The sequence below is a fragment of the Spiroplasma sp. DGKH1 genome (assembly GCF_040940205.1).
Taxonomy (GTDB): Bacteria; Bacillota_I; Bacilli_A; order Mycoplasmatales; family Mycoplasmataceae; genus Spiroplasma.
The window spans coordinates 36,214-61,626 of record NZ_JASTWG010000004.1 but is presented as its reverse complement, the minus strand read 5'-3'; the positions used below and the strand labels follow the sequence as shown (position 1 = coordinate 61,626).

The 25,413-nt window shown below is 27.9% G+C and carries 20 protein-coding genes; 7 read left to right on the top strand and 13 right to left on the bottom strand.

Translation table 4 applies throughout. The annotated features are described in order from the left end of the window. Positions 1–264: 264 nt before the first annotated feature. The 6 genes from gatB to QPK10_RS03855 form a co-directional block, all read right to left on the bottom strand. Positions 265–1,707: an Asp-tRNA(Asn)/Glu-tRNA(Gln) amidotransferase subunit GatB gene (gene gatB / locus QPK10_RS03880; RefSeq protein WP_368486716.1), complete on the bottom strand. Its 1,443-nt coding sequence runs from the start codon at positions 1,705–1,707 to the stop codon at positions 265–267. Beyond that, positions 1,707–3,179, bottom strand: a complete 1,473-nt coding sequence (locus QPK10_RS03875) for an amidase family protein (protein WP_368486715.1) — start codon at positions 3,177–3,179, stop codon at positions 1,707–1,709. The genes gatB and QPK10_RS03875 overlap by 1 nt, the downstream gene beginning before the upstream one ends. A 3-nt stretch (positions 3,180–3,182) precedes the next feature. Beyond that, positions 3,183–3,476: an Asp-tRNA(Asn)/Glu-tRNA(Gln) amidotransferase subunit GatC gene (gene gatC, locus QPK10_RS03870; RefSeq protein ID WP_368486714.1), complete on the bottom strand. Its 294-nt coding sequence runs from the start codon at positions 3,474–3,476 to the stop codon at positions 3,183–3,185. 17 nt (positions 3,477–3,493) lie between these two features. Then, positions 3,494–5,491: an NAD-dependent DNA ligase LigA gene (ligA, locus tag QPK10_RS03865; protein ID WP_368486713.1), complete on the bottom strand. Its 1,998-nt coding sequence runs from the start codon at positions 5,489–5,491 to the stop codon at positions 3,494–3,496. Positions 5,492–5,500: 9 nt separating this feature from the next. Next, positions 5,501–7,135, bottom strand: coding sequence for a hypothetical protein (locus tag QPK10_RS03860; protein WP_368486712.1), 1,635 nt, complete (start codon positions 7,133–7,135; stop codon positions 5,501–5,503). 93 nt (positions 7,136–7,228) lie between these two features. Next, positions 7,229–7,708 (bottom strand): PTS glucose transporter subunit IIA, encoded by a 480-nt coding sequence (locus QPK10_RS03855; protein ID WP_368486711.1) that lies wholly within the window; start codon positions 7,706–7,708, stop codon positions 7,229–7,231. 355 nt (positions 7,709–8,063) lie between these two features. Between QPK10_RS03855 and QPK10_RS03850 the strand changes: the two genes are divergently transcribed. The 7 genes from QPK10_RS03850 (at position 8,064) to QPK10_RS03820 (ending at position 15,523) form a co-directional block, all read left to right on the top strand. After that, positions 8,064–8,291 carry a hypothetical protein gene (locus QPK10_RS03850; protein ID WP_047791855.1) on the top strand — a complete coding sequence of 76 codons (228 nt, stop codon included), beginning with the start codon at positions 8,064–8,066 and terminating at the stop codon, positions 8,289–8,291. Positions 8,292–8,351: 60 nt separating this feature from the next. Beyond that, positions 8,352–9,626 carry a hypothetical protein gene (locus QPK10_RS03845; protein ID WP_368486710.1) on the top strand — a complete coding sequence of 425 codons (1,275 nt, stop codon included), beginning with the start codon at positions 8,352–8,354 and terminating at the stop codon, positions 9,624–9,626. A gap of 154 nt (positions 9,627–9,780) precedes the next feature. Further along, positions 9,781–10,965, top strand: a complete 1,185-nt coding sequence (locus QPK10_RS03840) for a hypothetical protein (RefSeq protein ID WP_368486709.1) — start codon at positions 9,781–9,783, stop codon at positions 10,963–10,965. A gap of 11 nt (positions 10,966–10,976) precedes the next feature. Continuing rightward, positions 10,977–12,992, top strand: a complete 2,016-nt coding sequence (locus QPK10_RS03835; RefSeq protein ID WP_368486708.1) for a hypothetical protein — start codon at positions 10,977–10,979, stop codon at positions 12,990–12,992. A 39-nt stretch (positions 12,993–13,031) separates the two neighbouring features. Further along, positions 13,032–13,304 carry a hypothetical protein gene (locus QPK10_RS03830; protein WP_368486707.1) on the top strand — a complete coding sequence of 91 codons (273 nt, stop codon included), beginning with the start codon at positions 13,032–13,034 and terminating at the stop codon, positions 13,302–13,304. 536 nt (positions 13,305–13,840) lie between these two features. Next, entirely contained in the window at positions 13,841–14,023 is a 183-nt protein-coding gene (locus tag QPK10_RS03825; RefSeq protein ID WP_368486706.1) for a hypothetical protein, read from the top strand. 216 nt (positions 14,024–14,239) lie between these two features. Next, a complete protein-coding gene (locus QPK10_RS03820) occupies positions 14,240–15,523 on the top strand; it encodes a hypothetical protein (protein ID WP_368486705.1) in 1,284 nt (427 codons plus the stop codon). Positions 15,524–15,748: 225 nt separating this feature from the next. Here the strand turns inward: QPK10_RS03820 and QPK10_RS03815 are convergent, their stop codons facing one another. The 7 genes from QPK10_RS03815 to QPK10_RS03785 form a co-directional block, all read right to left on the bottom strand. After that, the gene (locus QPK10_RS03815) at positions 15,749–16,045 is read right to left on the bottom strand and encodes a hypothetical protein (RefSeq protein WP_368486704.1); all 297 of its coding nucleotides are present in this window, start codon (positions 16,043–16,045) and stop codon (positions 15,749–15,751) included. A gap of 78 nt (positions 16,046–16,123) precedes the next feature. Beyond that, a complete protein-coding gene (ptsP, locus tag QPK10_RS03810; protein ID WP_368486703.1) occupies positions 16,124–17,854 on the bottom strand; it encodes a phosphoenolpyruvate--protein phosphotransferase in 1,731 nt (576 codons plus the stop codon). Between the two features lie 96 nt (positions 17,855–17,950). Continuing rightward, positions 17,951–18,817, bottom strand: a complete 867-nt coding sequence (locus tag QPK10_RS03805) for a hypothetical protein (RefSeq protein ID WP_368486702.1) — start codon at positions 18,815–18,817, stop codon at positions 17,951–17,953. A gap of 203 nt (positions 18,818–19,020) precedes the next feature. Continuing rightward, positions 19,021–19,866, bottom strand: coding sequence for a cation-transporting P-type ATPase (locus QPK10_RS03800; protein ID WP_368486701.1), 846 nt, complete (start codon positions 19,864–19,866; stop codon positions 19,021–19,023). A gap of 162 nt (positions 19,867–20,028) precedes the next feature. Then, positions 20,029–20,988, bottom strand: a complete 960-nt coding sequence (locus QPK10_RS03795; protein ID WP_368486700.1) for an ABC transporter ATP-binding protein — start codon at positions 20,986–20,988, stop codon at positions 20,029–20,031. A gap of 12 nt (positions 20,989–21,000) precedes the next feature. Further along, the gene (locus tag QPK10_RS03790; protein ID WP_368486699.1) at positions 21,001–22,755 is read right to left on the bottom strand and encodes an ABC transporter permease; all 1,755 of its coding nucleotides are present in this window, start codon (positions 22,753–22,755) and stop codon (positions 21,001–21,003) included. Positions 22,756–22,847: 92 nt separating this feature from the next. After that, the gene (locus tag QPK10_RS03785) at positions 22,848–24,617 is read right to left on the bottom strand and encodes a lipoprotein (RefSeq protein ID WP_368486698.1); all 1,770 of its coding nucleotides are present in this window, start codon (positions 24,615–24,617) and stop codon (positions 22,848–22,850) included. Positions 24,618–25,413 lie beyond the last annotated feature (796 nt).

Genomic DNA, 25,413 nt, shown 5'->3' with positions numbered 1-25,413 from the left:
CCTGATTATTATTAACTATAAATGGATAGTTAAGAATTAAATCAGGCATTATGTATACTCTATTGAGATATTTAATTAAATAGTGAATAATTTTATTATTCATTTTAATTATAGTTATTTAAATAAATTTAAAATAAAAAAATAAATTTATTTTTGGACATTTAATTAGTTTACAATCATTAATTAAGATTATGTTCAGAATTAAAAAATTGAATCTTTCTTAAAAATGATTCAATTCTTTCCTTGTAGTTATCATTAAATTAGCTATGTGTTTTTTTTCTTCGTAATTAACTCAAGAACAACTTGTTGACCAATTTCAGGTGCTACTTGTCCTTTGGTTAATTTCATTAACTCACCCATAAAAAATTTAATCACCCGTTCAGGACGTTCATCATATTGTGTTAACATTGCTAGGTTGTTTTCAATTACTGGAGTAATAATATTAATAATTTCTTGGGGATCAGTAATTTGTTTTAATCCTAATTTAGCAACTAAAATTTCTGGTTTAACATCCGTCGTTAAAATATGGGTTAACACGGTTTTTGCTTGTTTAGTCGAAATGATATTTTTAACAATTAAATCAATCATTTCACTTAAATTAGCGGGGGTTAATTTTGTTTCCTTAATAGTAATATTTTTGGCATTTAAATAGGCCGAAATATCACCAATTAAATAATTTGCAACCATTTCATAATTAGAATTATTTTTGACACTTGCTTCAAAAAAGTTCATTAAATCATAATCCTGTAAGAGCACTTCAATGTCGCTCTCTTTTAAATGGTATTCTTCCCGATAGCGCTGACGTTTTTGATTAGGTAATTCTGGAGCCGAGGCCAAAATTTTGGTAATTCACGTTTCATCTAGTTTGATCGGAAAAATATTAGGTTCAGAAAAATATTTATAATCTGTGGCATCTGTTTTTTTTCGCATTAAAACTGTTTCTTTAGTTTTTTCATCAAATCGACGGGTTTCTTGTTCCACAACCCCACCACTCAGAATAATTTGGCTTTGGCGTTTAATTTCAAATTCAATTGCTTTTTCAACATTATTAATTGAATTTAAGTTTTTAATTTCCACTTTGTTCCCTAATTGATTACTTCCCAATGGGCGTAAAGAAATATTAACATCACAGCGTAAAGAACCCTCATTCATTTTGGCATCACTAACATTTAAATATAATAGAATTTCTCGTAAGGCTTCTACATATTTTTTTGCTTGATAAGCACTACGTAAAACCGGGCGAGTTACAATCTCAATTAATCCAATTCCTGCGCGGTTATAGTCTAATAATGTTTTATCAGCTAAATGTAATTGTTTTGCCGTATCTTCTTCAATATGTAACCGTTCAATTTCTATATTTAAAGGTTGATTATTTTCATCTAATATAGTTAAAAAACCATTTTTCCCAATTGGAAAATATTGTTGGGTAATTTGAAAACCCTTGGCTAAATCCGGATAGTAATAGTTCTTACGGTCAAACTGAACAATTGGATCAATTTCTAAATTTAATGCCTGACAAGCTAATAAGGCCAAGGCCACACCTTGTTTATTAACTGTTGGCATTGCTCCTGGATAACCCATATCCATGATATTTACCATTGTGTTAGCAGGAGCATCATAACTAACTGGTCCTTTTGAAAACATTTTTGTTTTGGTTTTTAATTCCACATGGTTTTCAATACCAATAACAACTTCAAAATTATGCATTATTTAATGCCCCCTTTCTTGCTCGGCACCACAAGATTTTTTAACCCAATAATATCTTCTAATAAATAACCTGCATTTAAAACTGCTTGGTCATTAAATGGTCTGGCATTAATATTAATCCCGATCGGCAATTCATTAATTAAAGCAAGCGGAATTGTTAAAGAGGGGTTCCCCATAAAGTTAGCTAGCACTAAGACATCATCAATATAATGTTCAACATCTTCTTCTTTTAATACTTGCTGCTTAATATCAGCAATTTTAGGAGCAACATCACTAGCTGAAGGTAACAATAAAATGTCATACTGACGAAAGATTTTTTCAAGTTCGTTAACTATTAACCGGCGAACTCTTTTTGCTTTTAAAAATAATAATGTTTGGTTTTTTCGCGTTAAAGCATAGGAACCGATAACATATCTTCTTTTAACAACATCACCAAAACCTTTTCCCCGCGAATTCATCATTACTTCTTCATAACTATCGCCTTCTTGGCGGACTCCAAAATTAATTCCATCTAAATTTGAATGACTACTTACTGCTTCAGCAAAGGAAATAATCATGTAAACTGGTAATAATGCTTTCAAGAGATCTTCAGGAAAATCAATTGCTGTTAAACTAATATTATGAGCAGTTAACTTCTGATATAAATCTTCATAAATTGCTTTAATCGGGGCAGGTAACTGCTGATGAATTTGTTTAATATATGCAAATTGATAGTGCTTAATATCACTTGTTAAGTTTTGATAATAATTTTGCTGATCACTTGGTAATGAAGTCGCATCCTTATCATCTTGTTTTGCTAAATAATCTAAAACAATTGCACAGTCTTCAACTGTTCTGGTAAAATACCCTACCGTATCTAGCGACGGCGCATAAGGAAATAAACCAAAGCGCGATAAAATCCCATAAGTTGGTTTTAAACCAACAATCCCTGTATAACTAGCTGGTTTTCGAATTGAATCACCAGTATCAGAACCCAGGGCAAAGGGAACAACCCCCGCGGCAACTAATGCAGCAGACCCTGAAGAAGATCCCCCCGTAATTCTAGTTTTATCCCATGGGTTTAAAACTTCCCCAGTATGAGCATATAACCCATGACCTCCCATGCCTAATTCATCAAGAGCTGTCTTTCCTAACAAGATGGCATTGTTATCAGCCAAAATTTTAACAACTTCGGCATCATAAGGAGGGATAAAATTATCTAAAATGTCGGAACTAGCTGTGGTACGGATATTTTTTGTTGCAAAATTATCTTTGGCAAAATACGGAATTGCAAAAAGATAATCATCACCTTTAATTTCTAGTGCTTCTAATTCTTTGGCAACTTTTAGAGCCTCAGATTTTAGAATTGTTACTGTTGCATTTAAATCCTGATGACTTTCTAACGCTTGAAAAGCAGTTGTAATAATTTCGGTGGGAGTTATTTTTCCTTGCAATAATAATTCATGTAATTCTTTAATTGTATAATAATTCATTTTTTACTTAACCACCTTATTAATCACAATATATTCATCTTCAACAACTGGGGCATTTGCTAATAATTCTGCTTGGGAAACTTGTTCAATTTCCTCATCATCGCGTAGACCTGTTACTGTAATTTCAAAAGGAAAGTGCATTGAATGAACATTTGTTGTATCAATTTTTTGCACTAAATCCATTTGTTTTAAAATAACATCAAATTCATTGCTTAACTTTTCTAATTCTTGTTCTGATAAATCAAGCATAATATTATGCGCTAACTGGCGCAACTTTTCTTTATCAATTCTTGCCATTTTAAATTTCCTTTCTGCTATGAATTTAATAATTTATTAAAATCCTCTTCACTTATTATTTTAACATTTAATTTCGCTGCTTTGGTAATTTTACTTCCCGGATCAGTTCCGGCTAACACAAAAGTTGTTTTACTACTTACACTATCCGAAGTTGCCCCCCCCATACTTTCAATCAAATCTTTGAAATATTCGCGCGGTTTTGATAAAGTACCAGTAATTACAAAACGGTAATTTCCAAATTTATGAGAATTATTATTAGTACTTGGCTGATATGTCATATTAATTCCTAACTGCCCGAGTTTTTTTACTTCGTTAATATTTTCGGCAATTTTAAAATAATCAACCACACTAGTTGCCACAATCGGACCAACATCATTAATAGTTGCCAACTCTTCAAAAGTAGCGGCGGCAATTGCTTCCATTGTTAAAAATTTCCGTGCAATTAATTTGGCGGTTTTTTGCCCGACATGGCGAATCCCTAACCCAAATAATAATTTTTCTAAGGAATTAGTTTTTGAATTATTAATTGAATTAATCATGTTTTGATATGATTTTTCACCAAAATTCTCTAATTCCACTATTTCTTGGTGGTATTTTTCTAATTCATACAAGTTACTAAAACTTTTTAAATAATTTAAATTAAATAATTTTTCAATAATTTTTTCACTAATTCCTTCAATATTCATCGCATTGCGTGAACAAAAATGTTCTAATGATCTTGTAATTTTTTTACTACATAAAGAATTAATACAGTATTGATCAACTTCTCCTGCTGTTCGTTCTAATAGTGAATGGCACACCGGACAATGGGTGGCTTCTTGCCATTTTTTCGCATTTTTACTTCTTTTTTCTGGTAAATAACTGATTACCTCTGGAATAATATCACCCGCTTTTTTAACTTTAACATCATCACCAATCCGAATATCTTTATCAATAATAAAAGAAGCATTATGTAATGTTGCGGCTTTCACAATGGTTCCGGCAATGCGAACGGGTTCTAACTGAGCATTATAAGTGATCCGCCCCGTTCTGCCAACAGATGGAAAGATATTTAGAATTTTGGTGATAACAATTTCAGCGGGAAATTTATAGGCAATTGCTCATTTAGGATTTTTAGCGGTATATCCAATGCGGTTATATAAACTTAAATCATTCACTTTAATGACAATTCCATCAATTTCATATTCTAAATTTTCACGTTTGGCCTGGTATGTTTGAACATAGTCTCACACTTCGCCAATATTTTTACAAACACGAAACTCCTTATTAATTTTAAACTTTAAAGCAGCCAAGCGTTGTAAAGCTTCACTTTGGGTTTTAATCCCATCATTAGTAGCATTAACATAATAATATAAAAAAGCACTTAAATTTCGTTTTGCAATAATACTTGAATCTAACTGGCGCAGCGTTCCCGCGGCAGCATTACGAGGATTAGCAAATAAGGGTTCTTCATTTGCTTCGCGTTCTTTATTAATTTTCTCAAAATCATTTTTTGATAAATAAACTTCGCCCCGAACAGTTAAATTTTTCTGGTCAATTTTTAACGGAATTGATCTAATTTTTTTAATATTAACAGTGACATCTTCTCCCGTGGTACCATCCCCGCGAGTAGCTCCAATTTTTAATAAATGATTTTCATAAATTAGCGATATTGATAACCCATCAATCTTTAACTCACAAGTGTATTCAATTTCACTTAATCCTGTTAGTTCCTTAATTTGATCATCAAAATGTTGGAGATCTTCCAAGTTAAAAGCATTCCCCAAACTTAGCATTGGACTTTGGTGCTCATATTTATTAAATTTATCGCTTACTTCTCCTGATACGCGCTGGGTTGGTGAATCAAAAGTAATTAATTCTTGATGTTCAGTTTCCAACGCCATTAATTCTTGCATAGCTCGGTCATATTCCTGGTCGCTAACACTCGGATTATTTAACACATAATATTCATAATTTCATTTGTTAATTTGTTCTTTTAAAAATTCTACTCGTTTTTGTGCTTCATTAAAATTCATAGAGACCTCCTATTTTCTAGTTATCTTTGTTTTATGTTTAAAAGTTAGTTTCTTAGGGGGTGGGAAAAACCGACTTCACTTAAAATTAAATGGTTTTGTTTTAATTGCATACACTGTTGTATTAACAGCAACTAGCAAGGCAACAATAAAAACCGTCGCATTATTTAATAACGCTTGACTATTGAAAATCCAAATTAAGAATCTCCCCACTAACGGATTGAAAAAAGAAACTGTTAAAATTGATAGCATCGTAATTTGGGTTTTGGCAACAAAGTTAGGAATTCTTTCCATAAATAAAATCCAAATTAAAGCGAATCCTAAGAAGAAGAAAGAAATTGAAATAAAAACAGTATCTGTAATTTCACGTCATCTCCCTAATTCTAACTGAACAAATAATGGTTGGGCAATTTTTTCAAGGGTTCAAAAATCTAAGTTAATCTGGTTTGTTGCTAAGACAATTACCACCGAAATAATGGTAAAAATAATCGGAATCACAAAAATAAATCCTCTCCGGCGCTCATAAATTGCAAACTCAATTTCACGAATTCTTGTGTAATTTCGGTACAATAAAAAAGCAATAAATAACATTAATAATAGCAAGGCTAAAAAAATAAAGATTAATAATAAGTTTTTTAATCGGGCATTATAAACAATAAAACAAACACTTGATACAGCACTGAATTTTACAAAATCCTTTAAGAAATTTGTCCGGAATCGCAAAATACTAATTCAAGTTGTGACATAAATAGTAAATAAAATAATATAGCTAGCATCTCAATCAAATGTTATGTAACTGGCAAAAATAAATCCAATAATTCAGGGCATATTACGGCTACGATATTCCCGGTTGGTGTAAATACTAATAAGAATAAACAACACAAAAAATAAATTAGTTAACATATTTTCGGGGTGTCAGGCATCATAACCAAAATAATAAATTAATAGTTTCGAAGCTAATAAAGTAACCAGGGATAAGGAACCAATAATAATTTTATTACTATTTTTTTTCGAAAAGTTATTTAGTAAGGTAATAAAAATCGAAGCAAATAATAACGCATCAAAAATATCTAATAAATTAGTTGTAATATCAATTGGATTTAATTTTGTCATTGCAAACCACATTGAAACATTGGTAAACCATGGTAAAGCTGACAAGGTAGAATTTGCACTTAAGGTAACCTCCGAATTTAAATTAAAAATAACCTTCCCATTGTTAAAATTAAAATTATAGAAGGTCAACACAAAACTATTACTCAAGTTTTGTCCAGAAGGTGTAATAAATAAATTTTTTAAGTAGTATAAAAATATAAACATTGTAAAAACCAACACAAACAATAAGTGGTTTCAGTCTAATAAGCGATAATTAAATCAAAAGCGAACAAATAATAATAAAATAACGGCATATAAAATATTAATTGCTAATAAATAATAAACTAAAACAATATATTTTAAATTGCCAATAAACTCCAGGGGAATTAATAGGAAAGCAATGGTGGCAAAATAAAAGAAAAAACCCATAATCATACTTAAATAAATATTACGAGTTCTAATTTTTAACAAGTCAGCTAAAATTGTTCCCGTTGAAGAGAAAACTCAATAATAATATAAGAAAAATACAATTGCAATTAAAATTAGCTTTGTCATTAATTTCTCACCTTTCTCTTAGATTATAACAAAAAAAAGAATGATAATTTTTATCATTCTTGTGAATTGGCATTAAATTATCTTTGACAAGTCTTATTTAATAATCGCAATTACATCTCCTTGACTAACTTTTCCTTTTTTAACAACTTCAATTGTTTTCCCGTTCATTGAATCAGGGGTAAAAACCATTGGTGTATCTAAACTAGGAACTTTGTCTTTAATTTTGTCTAAATCAACATTACATAATAAGTCCCCTTGACTAACAGTTTGATCTTGTTTAACTTTAATATCAAAGCCTTCACCATTTAATGAAACAGTGTCCATCCCAACATGTAATAACATTTCAACTCCCGACTTATGTTTAATTCCATAAGCATGACCAGTTGGGAAAACTGTCATTAGTTTACCTTCCATCGGAGCCACAAAATTTCCTTTCGCTGGTTTAATTCCTAAACCATCTCCTAACATTTTTTGTGAAAAAATTTCATCTGTTACTTCATCAATTGCAATAACTTCACCATCAACTGGTGCGATAATTTGAATTTCTTTATTTTTATGTCCGAATAATCCCATAAAAATTCCCTCCTCTAATGTACTTTTTTAATATATAACTACATTAAGTATACTACCAAATAAAAGAAAAATGCTAAACTTTCCCACTAAAAATGGCAAAATTGTATATTTTATGCTATTTTTGGAAAATTAATATTTTTTTAATTGATAACTTTGTAATTATTTTTAAATAAAATATAAATCCGCTTTCCTTCTGGAAAAAAATTCAAAATATCCAAAATAATTTTTATTATTCTAATCATTTTAAAATTACGTCAATTAGAATGAAACTGTCCGTATTTATTTAATTACTTTGATAACTCTTACATGAATTCTATGATTTATCTGTATCAAAATATAATTGAGGTGATAGAACATGGCAAGAAAATCAAACTTCTTTTATGCTATTTATACTGTCAATGATGAATTTGTTAATGTTTATGAAAGTGTGGAAGATTTAATTGCTGAACAATTTGGCATCACAAAAGAACATCCCAAGTTCAAAAATAACTGCCAAGTAATTTTTAACTATATCTTTCGTCATAATAACCTCTACAACCAAACTAGTCATTATAAATGAAAAATATATAAATATAAAAAATAACATCCATTATTCATATGTGAACATTTTTAATAAATTACCCTGACAAAGGAAGTGCTAACAATGCCAATTGGAACCCGTAATACTGCTTTACTTTTTGATGTTAAACACCTTCCCGTTACAAGATTACCCCGGGAAGAAAAACAAAAAAGTAATGATTTATTTGGCCTAATCTTTGGTGCAATTATTACTACTATTTTAGGAATCATCTTAGCTCCGATCGGTGGCGCGGCTTTGGGCGCGCTCGGAACTAGTTTAGCATTGTCAACAACAACTACCGAGGTATTAACTGTAATTGGAGAAGTTGGAACTGATTTTTTAATCAATGAATTATATAATGTGATTAATAATGATGTAAGTGCTAGTAATTCATTGCTAAATTTATTATTACCTTTGGGTGAAAGTAAAGTTGCCAAAGCAATCAAAAAAAATGGTCTTTGAAAAGGTCTTTCTAAAACAACCATTAAGAAACGCCAGTTATGATCAAAAATTATTACCGAAGGAAAACTTAGTTATGATTTAACAAAAATGATTAAGGATTATCTAAACCAACATGCTAAGCAAAATAATCCCATCCCTTATCATTTTACTAATCCTATTAATTTACAAAAAAATATTAACCAAAAATTAGGTTATCAAACAAAACAACTTAGTCAATTAGATTATTTTAATTATCAACAAATTACTTTAATTAAAAGAAAAGCTGCTAACTTAATTACTAATCAACAATGAAAACAAGCTCCTAATAATTTTAAAATTAGGATGGATGATATCAATTATGTTAATAATATTTTAAATCCTCTTAACAAGTCTTGGTCACAAATTATTAGCCTTGATTTTGCATCCTGGTTAACAATAATCAATGAATTAATTCAAAATAATGTTAAACCACAAGATATTGCCAACATTAGTTTACTAAGAACACGTTATCTAACCCAGGAAAAATTAACATTAGGGTTAACTAGTAAATTTAACTTTTCAAAAAGACTATTAAATAATTCAGTCGAAATTAAAAACCTGTTTACGGAATTAAATAATGAAACTGAAAAATTAAGTTTAATAATTGATCAATTAGGATGAGAATTAAAAACTGATCAAACTAAATTATTAACTTTAATTAATAGTTTTTTAAATAAAAATAATAATGATTTAACTTTAGTAAATCAAAAAGTACATTCTTTAGTTAAACCTATTAAATTCAAAAAGATTCTTAATTTACAAAAAACTACTGAAACTAATTTATCTTCATTAAAATATTTTAATAATTTCCCCTTATTCAGCAAATTCCTAATTTACCAATTAATAATGTTAATAAGATTACAAAACCTTACCAATTAAAACAGCAATTACAAAAATTAATTAAGACTTATGATTGAAAGTCACAGCAAGAAATTAAAAAGATTATTAGTAATTACCAACTAATTCTTTGAAAATTAAATAAATATTATGCTTGCCAAGAATATTACACTTTACAAAGAAAGGATGAGAAACAATGGCAAAATTTCTTTCGCATACCCAAAAGCAAAACCTTTTAAAAAATAAATTAACCACATCCAAAACTATTTTACAAAATTATGATATTAATAATTTTGATCATCTTCAAATGCTAACTAACTATGTTAGTGATCAACAAGCTAATAAATTTAATCCTACGGACTTAAATTTAACAATTGATTCTCAAGATGAATTAGTTACTAAAATTAAAAATTATTTAACAGCAAATAACTTTTATCAACAAAATTGGTTAAATGAAAAAAGACTGTCGCAATGTGGCCGTGCTGCTTACTTAGTATATCAACATAATGATAGTTTACATTTTAAAACTGTTCAAGTTATTAATAGTACTGAAAATATCATTAACCAATTAACTACCTGCACAATTTTATTTCACCAATGGCAAGATGAAAATAACACTACACTAATAATGCATGCCACTTATCAATTAGTAACTGACCATGTCGAAGTTACTAGAAAAATTTATCAACTTGATGAAGAAGGAAGTTTATCATCAACCCCATTAGATTATGATCAACATAACTTTGACCAAAGTTTTGGGAAAACTGAAACTTTAAAAATTAATTATTTACCAATTATTATTTTTAAAAATACTCCTAATGGAACAAAAGATTGCGAATACCAAATTGAAAAAATTAAAACATTAGATTTAATTTATGAACAAATTATTTTAGGAACAATTTTAAACAGTACCAAGTTCTTATTAAACACTAATGGTATTATTGGAAATACCCAAGAACAAGTAAATAATATCATTCATAAATTTATTAAAAATAATATCTTAGTAATGGAAAATGACCCTGATCATAATCCTGATCCAATTAGTGCTATTATGGGAACTTTTAACCCAGAACCATTGACTAATTTATATTTAAAAACACAAAACCAATTATTAACCAATTCTAATTTAGAATTACCCGAAGAAAAAATAATTAAAGATCATACCATCACAATTACTAATCATAATGGTTTAGTAAATTTAACTAACCAAACTAAATTAGCATTACGTGCCCAAGGATTAGCGGCCTTCATTAGTTTGTTATTAACTTTTGATAAAGATATTCTAAAAGCAAAAACATTTGCTCTTAAAGATAACACTGATAGTCTAAAAATCTTGGTGCAACTAAAAATTAATTCGGTTGGTTCATCACCATTATCTTAATAACTACCACAATGAAAAATATTAACGATAAAAATAATAAAGAACCACTCGGAAAAGATTTTTATATCGACCAAACCCCATTAGACTTTGCTAATCTCGCAGAAAGTAAAAGTGATGCTGACTTATCATTAATTTATGGTCCAGACCGGAAACATAAATTATATATTTATTCTTTAAAACGTCTATTTGATAATAGTGAAAAACCAAGTTTAGAATTTGGTCCTAACATTGTTCAAATTAGATTTATTAACCCCGATGATGTTATTATTACTGATGCTTATGAAATTAATGACTTTCAAATTGATTTAAAAGCAATCCCCATTAATAATCCCCAAAAACAAGCAACTAAATATAGTGAAATTGATACTAAAGTAATGGTCTTCCAAAACCCCGCTGCAATTAGTACTTATGACATTCGAGTAGTTTCCATTGATGAACCGGTTAATAACAACAATCTTGACAAATTATACATTATTGACCAATATAACCAGCCATGAAGTAACGGAGCAACAATTACCAAATTAGCTAATTTAACCTTGTTAAAAGACTTTAAAACAATTGATGGAAATGCAGTTATTGTTAAAATTCAAAAACCATTACCCCCTGATACGGAAATCACTGGAATTAAAATTAAAGCACCCAAAGCAATTAAATGAGGAAATATTAAATTATGAGGTAATGTAAATAATATATATGGTTATCCTGAACTTATCATTAAAAATAAACTTCCCTTTCCTTTGTTATCAATGCCAATTCAAACAGAGCCTAAATTAAAAATACTACAGCAATGATTTTCCAGTCAAATTTTGCCTTGAAATTTAGCGAAAAAATTTTTAAATGTAAATTCTTGTTTAGATTTAATTAAATTTGGTCAAACAATTGGAACAACTACCAAAAAAGTGCTAAAATCATCAAGAATTACTAAAGCAGATATGAAAATAATTAATCAACAACAAAAATGAAATGTTGAAAATAATGTCTGCTATCCAGTTGACGATGTAATTACAACAGAAAATATTGTTGATTTTTCAGTAGCTTTTGCTGATCAAAATAGTTGTTTACAAAGTTATAGTTTTAAAACTCCTGATAATTATTCAGATGTTGAGTTAGAATTAAAAGACGCTCCAGAAATAACATCTCTACAACATGTTTTATTAAATATGTTATCTTATACATATAATTATCAACGAAATTTTGATGGAGCCGATTATGAACCTAGCGGAAAACCAAAAAATAAAGTAGCAAAAATAAAAGAAAAATTTAATGGCCAAAAACCTGAAATTGTAATTTCAAATCTTTTAGAACAATGAAAACTTGAAAATCCAAACTATGTAAATAGCACCGAAGCAAAGATTTTGCATCAAATCATTTTCTTGCTATCAAATTATATTTATTCAACACAATCTGTTAATAAAGGCTTTAATGATGATATTAAATTATTAAGTCCCTATTATTTAGAACTAGTTTCTAAACCTGAATTAGTAGAGCCCAATTATTATGAATTTAAAGATTGTGAAGTGCTTTTAAAAAGTGAATATTTTGATTTTAAAGATGACAAAAATATTAGAATGAAAAATTACAATATATCACACAATAATCTTTTTTCATTAGAATATAATCAATTTAGTTGAATTGATCTTTCAAATAACCTAGATCCAAATGATATTCCTTCTTTAATACCAGCAGATATGTCATTAAGTTCTGGAGAATATGGAAAATATTTAAGTCACATTATTATACCAAATGAAAAATTAGATATCGCACTTTCATTATATGGTAATCATAGCGAATTATTTACAAAAATAAACTGAGAAGAAAAAATTAAAGATCTATCAACTAATGAAATAATAGAATTCTTTTTAAAAGATTCTATTACAAAATTTAATTATTTTAGTATCTCAGCAATTGATGGTTATGGTAATTATGATATAGAATTTTTGACAAAAAATGGAACCATTAGTTTATCAACTATTGAATTATTTAATCAAACTGATGAAACAATATCATTAGTAAATATTTATATATAAAATTTGTTATAATTTTAAAAAGAAAAGAAGGGAAAAATAATGAATAAAAAATATATTTTGTTTGGATTATTAATAAGCTTACTTTCACTTATTGCAATAATTACTTCTAGTGTTGCCATTTCTAAAATTAATAATTCTAAAATTAGTGATTATAAATCATATCTGGAAAGAGATGGCGAAGTTGTATTTTGCAATTCCACAATTTGGGCTTATTATTCTGATTCTCATATGACCCTAAGTTGTAGAAATAGTCCACAATCAGGAGATGTTAGATGGGATGGAAAATATCCAGAGGGTTATTTTGATGTTTAAAAACATCATTTATTAAATTAATATAATTTATATAATTATATTAATTTTTTCATTTAGTTAAAATTCTATAAAAAATCTAATAATTATAATCATTTTTTATTAATATCCGTTAAAATTAAAATGTTCACATATGAGTAAAAAATTAGTATTCAAGTAAGGGTCCCCATGATTAAAATAAATACGGACATTTTTATTTTAAAATTAAGGAGATGAAACAATGACTACTATTTTTAAGCGACTATTATGGAACAAGAGGATTCTGCAAGTAAATAACCAACAACTTGCAGAATATTTCTTATAAAACTACCATTTTTAATTGATTGTCATGCCTTGATGAGCAGAAATACTTATTATAATATTGAATATTTTATTAGGTATTAGTAGTGGTTATGGTAGTGCAAAAATAGTTAATAAAAAGAAGGATAGTAAAACCTTAATAATTCCTAAAGAAATTAAAAAAATTAAAAAACAATTATATAAACTAAATAATAAGATAGAATTTCTTATTGATAATTTGACCCATTCTAAAGGTAACAATGAATAAAACTAAGTTAAAATTATTAACTTTAAAACTGCTTTATTATTTTTTAAATATCATTATGATAGGATTACCAAAAATAGTTAATTTATTACTTAAACAAATTAATAAATTACAAACAAAAATTAAAACAGCTGGTGATCTCTTAGATGATCGTATAATAAATGATTCATTTGTTTAAATTATCATTGGTTTTAATTGTTATTTAATTTCTTTTCCTAAATGATGTAAAATATTACTTACATCATTTTTTTATTTTAAATTTTTATCCTAATCATTTAAAATATTGCTCTTTTAAAATTAAAGTGTTCACATATGAACAAAATCTTGTTATATATTAATATTTTTTAAATAAATCCGGACAAATTTATTTAAGAAGATAAGGAGATGAAACTATATGTCAATAATTAAACCTGAATTATGAGAAGGAGTAAATTTACAAGAATATAATGAGTCTAATCGTTTAACTGGTCCAATTAATGAAGTACCATTAAAATACAATAAATTATATTCAAATGTTGAAGAATGATTTACCACTTTTGCGATCCAAGCACAAGATGATATCAATGCTTATTTAAATTTTATTTTTTATAAATTCCCCTATCATACTTTTAGAGACCAAAGAATTAAAGAAATCATTCGAAAAATGATTTACATTATGATTGAACATTGGTGTTTTAACAGAATTCCCATTGAATTTATTGTTACTGCTAACAATAGATCTAAAAATGGGAATAATTTTGAAGCTAGTTCAAATAATATTCTAAACTTACAAGGATTACATCCTAGTCGCATGAAAATTTATGGAGAATTAACTTCGCTGAAAAAATTATTTGAAACATATAATGAAAACCCAAACGAAATTGATTTATCACAAATTGATTTAGAATTTTATTACACTAAGAGTGAAACAGATCAATTAATAAGTTTAGAAAAAAACGAAAGAAAAGAAAATGAAGAAAAATTAACAACAACTATTTTACAAAAACAATTAAAACTTTATGATGATGTAATATCATCAGAAGATTCAGAAGTAAAAAATTACAAAGGGCCTATCACAAATTTAGTAATTAAGGGGCCTGTCGCTACTGGATATGATTCCAATACAGAAACAGCGGTATTTGACATCTTTAATGAAATAGGACACATTGATGGCGACATTGATCAACAAGGACAAACTTCCAATGAAGGTGGAGGAACACATGCTATTTCTGCTTTATGAGCTAAAAATCGCGAGCAAGATATTAACTTATTAAATAATAACGTTACTAATTTATCCAATAATTTAAAAGTCATTAATAATAATTTAATACATTTAGAAAATAGACTATTATTTAATAATGAATTATGGGAAGAAGTTAAAAATGAAGCGGGTATCCCATGAGTTGAAGATTTAGTTCCCATTTATTTAAAATTTATTGTTGTCCCAACAGGTCTTGAAAACTGAGATGTTAAATGAATTTTTAATGTACATTTTATAAAAACCAAACTTAATTGAGCATCAATATATTCATCATCAGTTTTAAAAATGCTCCTTCCTTTTCAAACAAAAAGTTATGAAGCAAGTATTAAATGAGATGATTCTGATAAAGTATTTAGAATTGACATAGAAGACTCACAATGAGATTTAATTAAGATTAAATCTGTATATAAATATAAAGGAAACGATATTCCTTTTTAGGTAACTACTATACCATAATCAGCTGAAATTATTATGAGAAACATTATATTTTCTGCTATTTAGTAGCTATGGTTGAATAACATTACATAATTCAGAAACGAAAAATTCAAAAACTAATTATAAAAATAAAATTTAATATATACTATTTAACTATGTGACTTAGATTTTTAATATACTTTTAACTAAATTAATTAATATTATTCTAAGATATATAAATTTTATTTCTTACAACAATGGGCTCTCCACCACATTATGTAACAATACTAGCAACGAGGCAATAAAACAAACTGTTACAATTGCAAATATAATAAAATATTTATTATTTTTAAAAGCTTCCCAGACAGTTGGTTTATGTGTTTGTTGTTCAAAAGCATTATGTTGACGGTGGTTTTTCCGGGGTTGGTATTCTAACTTTCAGTATAAGATTCCAAAAACAATTGCTAACACACCAAAAATAACCACTAGGCTAATGGCAACTGGTAAGGATAATGTCCCAATATTAGTTAAGAAGTTAATCATCATTAAACCAACCTTTCGTAATAGCAGCAAAATAAAAATAACACTATTTTATTTAATAGTGTTATTTTAAATGAAAATCAATTATTTTAAAACATTTCCGGTTGCTTTTTCAACTAAATTAATAACTTCTTCACTAGTTTCACAACTTAAAACTGTTTCTGCTAATTTGGCCATTTCATTAGTATCCAATTTACTAATAATACTACGTGCACGTAAAATACTTGTGGCCGACATTGAGAAGTAATCTAATTTCATTCCCATTAAAATTGGAATCGCTAATGGTTCGCCGGCCATTTCCCCACACATTCCTACTCATTTGCCTTCTTTATGAGCACCATCAATAATAGTTTTTAATAAACGAAGAATTGATGGGTTGTATGGTTGGTACAGATATGAAACAAATTGACTCATTCGATCAGCAGCCATGGTATATTGAATTAAATCATTAGTTCCAATTGAGAAGAAATCAGCATGTTTAGCAAATTGGTCTGCTAAAACAGCGGCCGCAGGAACTTCCATCATCATTCCAATTTCGACATTATCGGCAACTTTATGTCCCTCTTTTAATAAATTAGCTTTTTCTTCTAAGGTAATTGCTTTTGCCTTTTTAAATTCATCAATAGTGGCAATCATTGGGAACATAATTCCTAATTTTCCAAAGGCACTTGCTCTTAATAACGCTCTTAACTGAGTACGGAAAACATCTTCGCGATCTAAACATAAACGAATGGCACGGTACCCTAAGAACGGATTCATTTCTTCTGGAAATTCAAAATATGATAATTTTTTGTCTCCCCCAATATCTAATGTTCTAATAATAACCGGGCGTCCTTGCATCCCTTCTAAGGCTGCTTTATATGCAACAAATTGTTCATCTTCAGTTGGGAAGTGATCATTATCCATGTATAAAAATTCACTTCGGAATAAACCTACTCCTTCTCCACCATTGTCTAATACTCCTTGAACATCTTTTGGTGAACCAATATTTCCTTCTAGGGTAAAACCCTTAAAGCCATCTTTAGAAACTGTTGGTTTATCTTTAAAGGCTAATAATTCTTGTTGTTTTTTAATGAAAGCAGCTTTTTTATCAGTTCATTCTTTAATTTCATTAGGTTCTGGTTTTAGAATAACTTCCCCAGTTGTTCCATCAATAATAATGTCATCACCATGGTGAGCTAAGGTTGTAATATTTTTTAGTCCTAATACTGCCGGAATTTCTAAACTACGGGCCATAATCGCAGCGTGACTAGTTCGCCCCCCCATATCACAAGCAAATCCTTTCGCATATTGCGGATCCAATTGGGCTGTTTGTGATGGCGTTAAGTCATTAGCAACTATAATAACTTCTTCATTAATAGTTGCTAAATCCAACACTGGCACATCTAAAATATATTTAACTAACCGATCAGTAACATCTTTAATATCACTAGCTCTTTCTTTAAAATAGGGATCATCCATTTCCGAAAACATCGCAATATATTTTTTAGCCACACTATCAATGGCATAAGCAGCATTTAATTTTTCATTATTAATTATTCCTTTGGCTTCATCTAACATTACTGGGTCTTGTAAGATTTGACCATGTGCTTCAAAAATTGCCGCTTTTTCAGCCCCTAATTTTTCTAAGGCAATTTTTTGTAATTTTTCAATATCCCCTTTTGCTTTGCTAATCGCTTGGTCCAATAATTTGATTTCATCATCAACATTATCAATTGTTGTCTTTTCAATATTCAATCGTGGTTCTTCTAATTTAAAAACTTTTGCAATCGCAATTCCATTACTAGAACCAATTCCTTTAATTTTATTTGACATCTTTATATCTCCTTTTTCTATCTATCCAAACTATTTTAATTATATACCAATTAAAATATTGTGATAAGATAAAACAAAAAAATATTAGATAATTAGTTATCTAATATATTCTTCATCATCTTCAAATTTTAATGATTTATCTATTAAATCTAAATCTTCTTTAAAAATTTTCATTTTTTCATTAATAAACTCACTATTTTCTTCACAGAATTGCTGAATTAATTTATTAATTTCTTCCATAACTTGGAGAAGGTCTTGCGCAATATTCCGATTAATTACTTGCGGGTTAAAATTTTCAAGATAGTGATTAGCGACTATTTCAAAGTGTGTTCTTAAATTAGCTAGCAGTAAATTTCTTTTTTCAAAACACATTGCTGCATACTCAACAAATAAAGTTGAAAAAGACAAAAAGTTATTTGCTAAATTAGTTTTTAAATAATTTTTTAATGTTGCAAACCTAGTATTAAAAAATTCTTTATACTTTACAACTAAACTATTGTCACTAAGCTGTTTATTATTAGATAATGCTTTTGCAAAATCAAGAAACTTTCTTTTAATTGGCCCCTGAATTAAATTTAATTTTGTTCCAATGACTGGTAATATTTTAATTTTAATTAAATTTTTAATCTCTTCTAATTCAAAAATACCTAAAAAACTATTTTCACTTAATAATTCCTGAAATTGTTGTTCAGATTCGTTTTGGCCCATCAATTGTTCATTAGTTTCAAATGTGAATAAAAATGGCACCCCATCAGATTTTGTGAATTCAACAATGTCTTCCTTAAAATTTAAAAAGCAATTATTTATATAATAATTAAAACAAAAATTTAAAAAGTAAAGAGAAAAATCATCGACTTTTTCTCGGTTTCTAATAAAATAGTCTTGAAAAAAATCATTATATTTTGTTTTAAATTGTTCTTCGGTTGTCGCTGAATCTAAGCGACCAAAAATATGTCCTGGCATATGGTTTTTTTCCTTTCGTTGTTAGTTAAAAATAAAAAAACCTAAAAAATAATTTAATATTTTTTAGGTACTTTTCGTACTCGTTTTTTATTTTTCAATAGGATTATAACATATTTTTATTTAAATTTTGTTAAATAAAAAACTATATTGCTAACAATATAGTTTTTTCATTTTAAAATTACTTGAAAATTATACGGGTTTTTTTAATTAAAAGAATGTTTTTCAATAATACTATTAGTAATTGCTGCTAAATAAGTATTGCATCCGGTTGCTGTAACAATCCCAATGGCAAACCCTGATACCACCGTTGAACCCATTAAACAAATGTTGGGTAGTTTTAATAAACTACTCTCAATATTATCATTATTATAATACTCTTTTTTAACTGGTCAGTTATTACCAGTAATATTAGCTTGGTTAACATATAAGTCGTGACTAATTAAAATTCGTAAATCTGAGGGAACAAAATCTCCTGTTTCTAAGAAAACTAAATCCCCTGGCACAATATCAGTTAAATTAATGACTGTCATTTTTGGGATTAATTCAGGAATGTCAATTTCGTTAATTTGCAAAATTTGATTGTTGGCGTTACGAATTACTTTGGCAGTACTTTGCGGAAGCTGACCAATTTTTTTAGTAATCAAATTTCTACGAATTACTTTGGTAAAACTGATCATTCCACTAATAATTAAAATCATACTAAATAAAATTGGTCCTACCAAAAAATATGGGGAAAGAGTACGATTAGTAAAATAAACAACTAAATTACCAATAATTATTGCTCAAAAAATTAGTTTAAAAGGACCACAGAATGCATTTAAAAATTCTCATCCTCAGTGCATTTTATTGTTTGTTAAAATATTTTCCCCAAACTCAATTTTACGTTTCTGATATTCTTCTTTTGTTAATCCAAAACTAGCTAATTCTAGTTTATTTAATAAGTTTGGTTGGTCTAGTTTCGCGTATTCAATTAACTTTGTTTTATTTTCATTAAAAAACTTTTCTTTTAAATAAATATTAATTCTTTCATGACGAAAAACTCTTGTCATAATATCCTTCCTTTCTTGTTGATTTCTTAACACAGTAAGGAAGTTATTAATGAGAATTCCCGCTATGATATTAAAATTCGGGGGAAAGTAATAACACCCTTACCAGTTAGAAACATTATGTTAAATTGTTGATGTTGTTTTTTAAGTTTAGAGGAATAACTACTAGGTTCTGGTGCCATTATTCTCACCCCCTTTCTGAGAAACTAATTGGTCATTAGTTTTCTGCAACTCTCCTAATTTTAACCGCAATTGCGAAATATCATTTTTCATTTCTTTAAAATAGTAGATGTGCACATTATTTTGTAGTGTATATTTAAAAATTTGGTCCATATTAATCGGATAAGAAATTGTAATAATTAACTCATTGAATTTTTTTACAAACCGGTAGGGAATGTTTCGAATTTTTAAATATTCAATGACTTTTAAATTATTGTCTGATCTTAACCGGTAGTTCATTTTTGCTTTAAAGGGTGCATAACTACCACTATAAAGCATCTTTCCATTTAATAAAATGGTACAATCATCGATTAATGGTTCAATCTCATCAATCATGTGGGTTGTTAATAAAACTGTTTTCCCCTCTTTTTTGTACTTCATTAAAATACGATAGAAATTTACCCGACTGGGATAGTCCAAGTTCGCCCCCGGTTCATCTAAGATAATTAAATCAGGATCATTCATTAACGAATGGATTAACATTAAGCGGTTTTTCATCCCGGACGAATAAGATGAAATTACTTTATCTTTATGTTGATATAAATTAAACATTTTTAATAAATTATCAATATTATTAACTAAGGTCTTTTTCTTCAGGGGCGTTAAATTACCAACTAATTTTAAGAAGTTATAGCCAGTTATTCCTAACGGAAATTCTTCAAGATTAGTGGCATACCCCATTTTTAATTTTGACTGGTATTTTTTGGGTGCATAACCATTGACTTTAATTATACCCCGATAGCGAGTTAGCGCACCAATAATTGATTTTAACATTACTGATTTGCCACTCCCGCTCTCACCAATCAACGCGTGTAAACTGCCCTTTTTAACTTTAAAGGATATATTTTCAATTTTAAAATTTTGGAGTTTCTTTGTAAATTTATTAACAATAATGATATTTTCCATCTTAGCATCCTCCTACTGGGCAATTCTGCGATTTTTTCAAACAAACGCTGCACTAATAAATAAGACAATTGCTAAGGTTAGATAACCAATCAGGACATCCTGACTATTTTGGATATTTTTACTATTTTTTAAATCAATCGTATTGTCATTATTTAATTGTAAAAATAAATTTGGATAACTAAAGAATTCATTTTGTTCACCATCTAGTTTAATTTCAGAAATAACAAATGGATTAAATCAAAAATTACCATAACTACCAAGCATTGACGTTCAAAGCTGATTAAAGTGCTCAAAGATATTAAATTTATTAATTCATCAATATTTATTAACAAAATTATTATACTTATCCCATTGTGGGTTTTGGAGACTATCAATTACTTTTGCATTAGCAATTACTTTATTTTGATAAACAATATTTTCAATTTCATTTTCCACAATTCGCAAAGCAAAGTAAACCGGATTATTAAAGATTTTAGTATAAGCATCAGCCGGATCAAAATTATAAGTTGATTCTGTATTTTTATAGGCACCAACAATATCTTTCGATGTTAATGAATATTTTTGCTGAGTACTTTTGACTAAAATATAAGAAGCTTCTGGATTTGTCTTAGGGTCTCCTTCCACAAAAGACAATAGATTGGGAAAGTCATTTTCTCAATAACTAATTAATGCATCCCTGCTACCATATATTTTAATATAATCATTAATAAAATTTAATAAATCAACTTTAAACAAATAAGTTTGTTGATCATTCGCTTTTGTTTCTACATCGGCTTGCAATTGGTCATAACTAATAATATTATGCAAAAAATTAATTGAGATAATAACTTCTTGGTTCGTAAAAATTCCTTTTTCATCATCAGCTCAGGTTCTAATTTTCATTGAGGTATCAACCCGACCATCATTTTCTAAACGAAGCTGGTCGTAAAAGTCATATCTTTTTGCTAAAGTTGTATCAATTGTGGGATCGTTACTAGTTCCAAAATTAACTAAATCATTCTGATCAAATTTATCAAAAAATTGGTAGAGTGTTGTCGTTAAGTTTTGATAACGAAGTAAACCCTGGTTTAAATATTTTTTGAATAATAGATCGGTCTTAATGTCACTCATATTAATTGGTGCTCCACCATTGTCAAAACTGATTGCAATATTATTAAGTTCTAAATCTAAAATTTGACTGGGTAAGCCCCCCAAAATAAATAAACTACATAGCACCGCAAAAATTAGAAAGATGACATGGGAATTAAAAAACATTGATAAAAATATGATCCCAGATAATAAGGTAAAAGAAAAAATAAAAGTAAAGATAATTAACTTGAGAATCATCTGGACATAAAAATGATAATATGGGTAATCATTAAAAGAATTCAGCACTATCCCTACAATAAATAAAATTAAAATATTACTAATAATAAACATAATAATTGATAAAAACGAAACAATTGTTTGGGAAATAAAAATTTGCATCCGACTAACTGGTTTCGTGATAATTAGCAATAGGGAATTATCCTCGATTTGCTGACTAAACAACTTAACAATAATTATTAAAATATATAAAAATAATAAAATACAATAGAAAATTAAAACATAAAATTGAAAATTTTTAACAAAAGCAGTTCCATCATTCTTAAAATATAAGAATAAGATTAGCGAAAAAAGGAGACTAAGCAATAATGATAAAAGAAATATAATTCCAATAGCATAGGAACGAAAAATTTTGGCAAAAATATACTTATTTAATTTTAAGATTATTAGCCCTCTTTTCAAACCATTTCCTCCTTTTGTTTATTACTAATGCAGTCAAGCAGTTGTGATATAAACTTACCTGTCGACATAGTTAGTTAAACTATTATGAATTACTAACTAGTCGGTGGAGTTGCTCCAGCAATGAAGCTAAGACTAGCCTCGCTAGTATTTCAAAAACTAATTTTAGTACCTAGAATTTCAAAATAAGGAGTTGCTGCAGGGTGTAAATAATTAGCAAATGCTCCGGTTAAATCAGGCCATTTTTCAAAATCACCTTTATCAAATGTTTTTAATAACTGATAAGCATACAAAAAATAATTTAAGAAATTTGTCATTGAATCACCACGGAAACTATATTGCTGATTATTATTAGTTTTAAATCCAATAATATTATTTAATGCTTCTTTAGTAACGGCACTGTCTTTTTTTGCAAGATCAATTGCATCACTAGTTAATAAATCAAACGTGTCAGTAAAAGGTACCCCTGAATAATGATTTAAAACATTCTGACTTTTATAAACAACTGCAAAGATATTACACTTAATAATAGAATTAAAATTTCTTAAAGTTAAAATTTTGTTATTTCCGATATTATCGTTAAAGAGTGTTGAACTAGTTGAAAAAATATTAGCAATAACTGGGGTAACTTGATCAACATAAGTATCAAGACGGTTTAGAGTTCCATCATGGGTAATAAAATATGGTACACTAATTGGAGCTAAATTTAATCCATCGATTGTTCAATTGCTTAAAGTAATTGCACCATAGTTAAAAATCTTATTATGATCAGGAATCGGATTATTAGGATCAGTAAAAGTCCAGCCGTCTTTTTCTCAAAAATCAATTTGTTTATCTAATGCCGAACTAAATTCTTGGTCACTTTTTTTATAGTCAGCAGTTAAATTTTTTTTCATCTCCTCAGTTGAAAATTTTGGTTGAAAGGTAACTACGTTTCCTGACTCATATTTATCTAGAAAACTCTGCTGACTGCCATTAATTCCTCAGCTAGCAAAGTCATTTGTTTGATTAGAATTACTTTCAAACTCATTAATTTGAATTTTTGAACTAGGGAATTTTTTATTTAAATAATCTTCTAAATAAGATTTTGCTAATGTTTTAAATTGGGCAAACTGTTGGACATCATCGGCTGAAAAATTATTTAATCTAGCGACAATATCGGTTTTTTTCAATTCTCCAGCAATTTTTTTACCTGATTCAGAAATTAAGTTTGCAATATCAGCCCCTTGATTTGCTAATAAAAAGTTGGTATTGGTATCACTTGTATGTTGAATAATTTTCCCAGTTCGTAAATCTTTAATATTCAAACTAAAAGAAACATTTGTTCATATTTTGTCTAAACTTGTAATATTAGAATCTTGTAAAATTTTTTGATACTGATCTTTGGGGATCCCAAAAGTTTCATCTCCCCCCGGTTTTCATAATAAAGGTTCTTGTTTGTATACTGTTTTCGCGGGATTAAAAACTAAAATTTTATCAACAGGAATACTTGTAAAATATGATTTAAAAATACTATCTTTTAATAAGTTTTGGCTAATTGCTCTTAAAACATTTTGAACAACAGTATTAAAAGCAGTAGTAATTTTCTGGTCTGTTAACAAAATTTCTTGTTTTTTACCATAATTTCGGTCTAGTAATTGTAAAATACTATCTCCCTCTTTAATATCACCAGCGTTTAAATACTTATTTTGACCTCCAATTAGAAATTCACCACGAACTTTTTTAATAACATCATTAATAACTTGGTCAATGGTATCAGGCTCGGGGGGAATATTTGAATGATGATTACCCGCACAGCTAGCTAACGCCGGGGTTGAAGAACCAATTAACGTAATTGATCCTAAAATACTTAATAATTTTTTCATTATTAACCTCCTTTGAAAAATATTAATAAATAATCACAATAACACAAAAATGACATTAAACTTATTATTTTTTTAAATAAATTTAATGAAAGTTATCTAACAATAAATTAATTGTGATCTTAATAATTATTAATTTGCATGAAAAAGGAATAGCAAATTCCGTGTTCCAACAGCCATATGATTATGCAATAAAAGTACTTTAATATCAGCATTTAAACATTCGTAACACAAATTTGATGGTGATTAATATTATGAATTTATTAGAAATATAAAATAAGAGAGATTAATTATTAAAATTTATTAAATTTATAAGGAACAGCAAAATATGATAATCACCATAAATTCATTAGGTTTAAAATGGTTAATATTAAATTGTAAATTATAGTAAAAATTTGAATGTATATATGGGGTAGTTAGTAACATGAACAGCTATTAAAACACTAAAAATATTGCCATCCTTTTATGCAAATATCTATAATTTTTTAATAACAACTAATTACAATTAGTAATTTTAGTAATCCTGCCAATTATTAAGATGGTACTTAAGTAAACTTATGATAAACAAGATAGTTAGATTTGGAAATTTATAGCCATATCATAAGTTAAATATTAAATATTCTTAAATGAATGGGGTTACTTTTTGTCATACCCGATTTTTTCCTTAACAAATATAACTAAGATTGTAGACATAATAAATTTGGATAAGATTAAATGCACTTAATTATTTTGTTGAATTATAAAACAAAACTTAGTTAATTTGTTTTTCTTATTTTTCCTTATTTTCTTCTTTCCCAAA